This is a genomic window from Gordonia sp. VNK1 (assembly GCF_040049135.1).
GTDB lineage: Bacteria > Actinomycetota > Actinomycetes > Mycobacteriales > Mycobacteriaceae > Gordonia > Gordonia oleivorans.
On sequence record NZ_JBDZDJ010000037.1, the window covers coordinates 23,631 to 29,839 of the forward strand.

Here is a 6,209-nt window from a genome sequence, read left to right on the forward strand (position 1 = left end):
GTCATCGCAGCGTCGCCATCGTGAGGACGTCGTCGCGGCTGGTCGCGTCGAACACGCCCACGCCACCGAATCGGTGCGGTGCGCGGGCCGCGACCACCGCGACCAGACCGATGGCCAGCAGCATCGATCCGACGTAGATCCCGCACAGGATGCGTCCGTGTTCGACGTCGGTGGTCAGCCCTGTGATCAGCAGCACGGCGATGACCAGGGCGGTCACCGCACCGAGCACCGCGATGACCCGACTCGGTTCGCCGATCCGGCGCAACAGTGCGGGCGCTGCCAGGCAGGCGGTGAGGTAACTGCCCAGGTATCCCAGCGCCGAGAGGGTCAGGAAGTCGCGGATGCCGGTCTGCGGATCACCGCCGCACCACAGGAACACCAACGGCCCCGCGACGATCACCACCATCGCCACGATCGTCGCGACCGCCGGCGTGTGAAACCGCGGATGCGCCCGACCGAACGCTTGCGGCACCACCCGCTCACGTCCCAGCGTGAACAGCACCCGCACAAGCGCATTCACCGACGCCAGCGCGCACGCGAAGAACGACGTCGCGATGCCGATGTCGAGGACCACCGACGCCACCCGGGTTCCATCGGCCAGGAACAGCGCGGCCAGCGGAGTCGGCGAGTCGCGGACCTGTTGTGGCGCAACGAACATCGCCACCGACTGCGACACCACCGCCAACAGGTAGATCACGCCCGCGGCGATCGGGGTCCACAGGACCGTGCGGGGTACCGTCCGAAACGGCCTGCGCGCCTCCGCCGACAGCGTCGTCGCCGATTCGAATCCCACGAAAGCACTCACGGCCACAACGATGTTCAACCCCATCGACCCGACGTCAAGGTGCGGGGTGAACACCTGCGACCACGACGCGTCACGATGGGAGGCGCCCAGCCAGATCATCAGCGCCACCATGATCACCACGGCAACCACCTCGACGGCGAGAATGGCCGCGGCCGACACCTTGACGCCCCGCACCATGAGCAGGGCCATCACCACGGCCGCGCCGATCACGATGAGACACATCGCGATCAACGACACGCTGGTCGACGCCCCGACACTCACCGCGATGTGGTTGAGATACAGACCGACCGCCAGCAGTCCGGCCATACTCACCGAGCCGTAGCCGACGATCGCCGACCACGCCGTCGGCAACGCCACCCGCGGGCCGAAGCCCTGGGCGACGTAGGAGTACAGGCCACCGACGACGGCGAGTCGCTGCGCCATCGGTCGGATGCAGCAGGCGACCGCGACGATGACCACCATCGCGACGAGAAACGACACCACTCCGCCGGTCCCGCTGATGGCGGCGATGACGAACAACGGGGTGACCGCCGACGTACCGGCCGGGGCGATGGCCGCGACCGACTGGGCGAAGACGGGTACGAATGGGAGTTGCCTGCGGGTCAGTCCCCGGACCGGGGACTCGTCGGAGACCAGTGGCGTCTCGCGAGTGGGCGACTCACGGTGCGGCTGCGGCGTGGAGGACTGCGGAGTGGAGGACTGCGGCGTGGAGGACATGGCGTCTCCACGGTGACCGAGCGCAGATGTCCGCGCATCGCTTTTGTGTTTCATCCGTGTTAACCGGCCTGAGAATCTTTCGGCCCGGCATTCTCAACCGGCCTTACCTCGACGCCACTGTGATGTGACACACAGCCCGTAGCGTCGGTCCTCGTTCATCCCCCTGCGAGAGGCGACGACGCTCTCGCGCTCGACCAACTGAGAGAGATCGCTGCAATGAGCATGACCGAGTCCGCCCGCGACACCGCCGCGGCGACCACCGATTACCTGGACAAACGTCGCCTGAAGACCGGTACCGCCGGATGGGTGCTGCTCGCCGGGCTCGGCGTCAGCTACGTCATCAGCGGCGACTACTCCGGGTGGAACTTCGGCCTCGGTGAGGGCGGTTTCGGCGGTCTGGCCATCGCCGCGGTCATCATCGCCGCGATGTATCTGGCCATGGTGCTCGGTATGGCCGAGATGAGTTCGGCACTGCCCGCCGCGGGCGGCGGATACACCTTCGCCCGCCGCGCGCTGGGGCCGTGGGGCGGCATGGCGACCGGCACCGCCGTTCTCATCGAGTACGCCATCGCCCCGGCCGCCATCGCGACGTTCATCGGTTCCTATGTCGAGTCGCTGCACCTGTTCGGCATCACCGACGGATGGTGGGTCTACCTCGCGGCCTATGTGCTGTTCATCGGTATCCACCTCGCCGGCGTCGGCGAGGCCCTCAAGGTGATGTTCGTGATCACCGCGATCGCGTTGCTGGGTCTGCTGATCTTCGCGGTCGTCGCGATCGGCGACTTCTCCTGGGCCAACCTCACCGACATCGCCCCCACCGACGCCGCCGGTGCGAGCGCGTTCCTGCCGCACGGCTACCTCGGCATCTGGTCGGCGATCCCGTTCGCGATCTGGTTCTTCCTCGCCGTCGAGGGTGTCCCGTTGGCCGCCGAGGAGGCCAAGGATCCGGCCCGCAACGTGCCGCGCGGCATCATCGCCGCGATGTGCGCGCTGATGTTCACGTGCGCGCTGGTGCTGTTCCTGGTCTCCGGTGCCGGCGGCGCCGACGCCATGCAGGATTCGGGTAATCCGCTGGTCGAGGCGCTGGGCGGCGGCGTCGCGCACACCGTGGTCAACTACATCGGCCTGGCCGGCCTCATCGCGAGCTTCTTCTCCATCATCTACGCCTACTCCCGTCAGCTGTTCGCCCTGTCCCGGGCGGGCTACCTGCCGAAGTCGTTGTCGGTGACCAACTCTCGCAAGTCGCCCACCCTTGCCCTGATCGTTCCCGGTGTCATCGGTTTCGTTCTGTCACTGACCGGTGAGGGTGCGATGCTACTCAACATGGCCGTCTTCGGTGCCGCGCTGAGCTACGTGCTGATGATGATCAGCCACATCGTGCTGCGTGTCCGCGAACCCGACATGCCGCGGCCGTACCGCACCCCCGGCGGCATCGTCACCACGTCGTTCGCCCTTGTCATCGCCCTCGCCGCGGTGGTCGCCACCTTCCTCGTCGACATCACCGCCGCCACCGGCTGTCTCATCGTGTTCGCACTGTTCATGGGCTACTTTGGCTTGTACAGCCGCAAGCGGCTGGTCTTCGCCAGCGCCGACGAAGAGTTCGAGGCCATTGCCGACGCCGAAGAGGGACTCTCGTGACCTACAGCCACACCGTGCGCGGGCACACCCATCAGTTCGCCGACCTCGTCGAGGTGATGGCCAAGGCCACACCGGCCCGCTCCGGCGACGAGTTGGCCGGCTGCGCAGCCGAATCCGATGCCGAACGTGCCGCCGCCGCATGGGTGCTCGCCGACCTTCCGTTGACCACCTTCCTCGAGGAGATGGTGGTCCCCTACGAGTCCGACGAGATCACCCGGCTGATCATCGACACCCACGACCGTGCGGCGTTCGCAGCGGTGTCGGATCTGACCGTCGGCGGATTCCGGGACTGGCTGCTCGAGCAGGTCACCGCGCCCGGCGGCGCCGAACGACTGCGCGCGGTGTCCCCCGGCGTGACCCCGGAAATGGTTGCGGCCGTCAGTAAGCTGATGCGCAATCAGGATCTGATCGCGGTCAGCAAACGGATCGAGGTCACCTCAGCGTTTCGCACCACGATCGGATTGCCGGGGCGCCTGGCCACTCGCCTGCAGCCGAATCATCCCACCGACGATCCGCGCGGAATCGCCGCGGGCATGCTCGACGGACTTCTCCTCGGCAGCGGTGACGCCGTCGTCGGGATCAACCCGGCCACCGACTCACCGCAGGCCACCTCGACGTTGCTGGAGTTGCTCGACGAGGTGCGCACCCGCTTCGAGATCCCGATGCAGTCGTGTGTCCTCTCCCACGTCACCACCACCATCGGACTCATCGAGGACGGCGCACCCGTCGACCTGGTGTTCCAGTCGATCGCCGGAACCGAAGGCGCCAACCGGGGTTTCGGCGTCGACCTGGCGATCCTGACCGAGGCCAACGAGGCCGGGCGATCGCTGAAGCGGGGCACCGTCGGCGACAACGTCATGTATCTCGAGACGGGACAGGGGTCGGCGTTGTCGGCGGGCGCACATCTGGGAACGGGTGGTCGTCCGGTGGATCAGCAGACCCTGGAGACCCGTGCCTACGCGGTGGCGCGTGCGCTCGACCCGTTGCTGGTGAACACCGTCGTCGGGTTCATCGGCCCCGAGTACCTGTTCGACGGCAAGCAGATCATCCGCGCGGGACTCGAGGATCACTTCTGCGGCAAGCTCCTCGGGCTGCCGATGGGTGTCGACGTCTGCTACACCAATCACGCCGAAGCCGACCAGAACGACATGGACACACTGCTCAGCCTCCTCGGGTTGGCCGGGGTCTCCTTCGTCATCACCGTCCCCGGTGCCGACGACATCATGCTCGGCTACCAGAGCCTGTCCTTCCACGACGTGCTGTACCTGCGTGAGGTGATGGGACTGCGTGCCGCGCCGGAGTTCGAGGCGTGGATGCAGCGAATCGGCATGGCCGACAACCATGGTCGCGTCGTACCGCTCGATCCGGCATCCACTCCCCTGCGTGGATTGGCGGCGTCATGAGCACCGGCAACGCCCCCGTCGACCGGTCCGGGGAGTTCGGCGACGATCCGTGGGATCCGATGCGTCGCCTCACTCAGGCCCGTATCGGTTTGCAGCGCAGCGGTTCCGCCCTGTCCACCTCGGACGTGCTGAGGTTCCAGTCCGATCATGCAGCGGCCCGCGATGCCGTCCACACCCCCATGTCCACCGACGCCATCACCGACGGCCTGCGCGGCCTGGGCCTCGGCGAGCCGGTGACGGTGACCAGCCGCGCAACCGACCGCGCGGAGTATCTGCGTCGCCCGGATCTGGGTCGGGTACCCGACGACCCTGCCGCCGTGCAGAATTCGGGTGCAGATATCGGAATCGTGCTGGCCGACGGGCTGTCGGCGACCGCGATCGACGACCACGGCGTGGCCCTGGCAGCGGCGATCGTCGAGGCGGTGTCGCCGGAACGCAGTGTCGCACCGCCGGTAATCGCCACCCAGGCACGTGTCGCCCTGGGCGACCACATCGGTGAGGCCCTGGGCGTGGAGGTCATGATCGTCATCATCGGCGAACGACCCGGACTGTCGGTGGCCGATAGTCTGGGCATCTACCTGACCTACGGTCCACAGCCGGGACGCCGTGACTCCGAACGCAATTGCATCTCCAACATCCACCCGCCCGACGGCCTCGATTACGCGGGGGCCGCGCGCATCGTCGCGGCACTCGTCGACGGAGCCCGCAAGCTGGGTGCGTCGGGAATCGCGTTGAAGGACACGTCGGTCGCCATGCCGATGGTGGAGTAGCAACCCCCCTGGTCGAGTGCGCCCCTACTCCCGCTGGTCGAGTGCACCGCCACTCCCGCTGATCGAGTGCACCGCCACTCCCGCTGGTCGAGTGCGCCGCGCGAGCGAAGCGAGCTCGTCGCGTATCGAGACCACCTACGCAAGCCGACAACGCAACCCGCCCAACAACTCCCAGCCCTACCCCACCGGGCCTCGACACGGGCTCCGTTTCGACGGAGCTCAACGCGGCGGCTATCGCTCCGCCCGGCTCGACCGGCGAAACGAATGGCCCAACCGAACCCCCGCTGGTCGAGTGCGCCGCGCGAGCGAAGCGAGCTCGTCGCGTACCCCGCCCAGTCGAGCGCACCGCAACCCCCGCCGGTCGAGTGCGCCGCGCGAGCGAAGCGAGCTCGTCGCGTATCGAGACCTCGTAAGCCGACAATGCAACCCGCCCAACAACTCCCAGCCCCAACCCACCAGGTCTCGACACGGGCTCCGTTTCGACGGAGCTCAACGCGGCGGCTATCGCTCCGCCCGGCTCGACCGGCGAAATTGGCGATCCCACCGGCAGAAGAGGCCGGCTCGACCTGCGGAATGAACGGCCCGACCGAACCCCCGCCGGTCGAGTGCGCCGCGCGAGCGAAGCGAGCTCGTCGCGTATCGAGACCTCGTAAGCCGACAACGCAACCCGCCCAGCAACTCCCAGTTCCAACCCACCAGGTCTCGACACGGGCTCCGTTTCGACGGAGCTCAACGCGGCGGCTATCGCTCCGCCCGGCTAATGGGGGGAACTACTGGGTCTGGTTGACGTGAGTTGGCAGACTTGGTGGTGGTAGCTGCTACTGGGTGAGCACTCTTACCGGCTGGGCCTCGAGAGAGAGTTCTGGGTCGAGACCG

Annotated in this window: 4 protein-coding genes; 3 read left to right on the top strand and 1 reads right to left on the bottom strand. The window is 67.4% G+C overall.

Annotation, left to right across the window (positions count from 1 at the left end; translation table 11 throughout):
- Position 1: 1 nt before the first annotated feature.
- Entirely contained in the window at positions 2-1,522 is a 1,521-nt protein-coding gene (locus tag ABLE94_RS25430) for an APC family permease (RefSeq protein ID WP_348806425.1), read from the bottom strand.
- A 216-nt stretch (positions 1,523-1,738) separates the two neighbouring features.
- Here ABLE94_RS25430 and eat point away from each other — a divergent pair, with 216 nt between their 5' ends.
- From eat to eutC, 3 genes are read left to right on the top strand one after another with little or no spacing between them, the layout of a single operon-like run.
- Complete coding sequence (eat, locus tag ABLE94_RS25435) at positions 1,739-3,160, top strand: ethanolamine permease (protein ID WP_425476283.1); 1,422 nt, start codon at positions 1,739-1,741, stop codon at positions 3,158-3,160.
- Positions 3,157-4,563: an ethanolamine ammonia-lyase subunit EutB gene (locus ABLE94_RS25440; protein ID WP_348810237.1), complete on the top strand. Its 1,407-nt coding sequence runs from the start codon at positions 3,157-3,159 to the stop codon at positions 4,561-4,563. Before eat ends, ABLE94_RS25440 begins: the two co-directional genes overlap by 4 nt.
- Entirely contained in the window at positions 4,560-5,333 is a 774-nt protein-coding gene (gene eutC, locus ABLE94_RS25445; RefSeq protein ID WP_348806422.1) for an ethanolamine ammonia-lyase subunit EutC, read from the top strand. The genes ABLE94_RS25440 and eutC overlap by 4 nt, the downstream gene beginning before the upstream one ends.
- Positions 5,334-6,209 lie beyond the last annotated feature (876 nt).

Coding starts and splice junctions, on each gene's coding strand:
- ABLE94_RS25430 (WP_348806425.1), bottom strand. CDS start 1,522: ATGTCCTCCACGCCGCAGTCCTCCACTCCGCAGTCCTCCACGCCGCAG.
- eat (WP_425476283.1), top strand. CDS start 1,739: ATGAGCATGACCGAGTCCGCCCGCGACACCGCCGCGGCGACCACCGAT.
- eutC (WP_348806422.1), top strand. CDS start 4,560: ATGAGCACCGGCAACGCCCCCGTCGACCGGTCCGGGGAGTTCGGCGAC.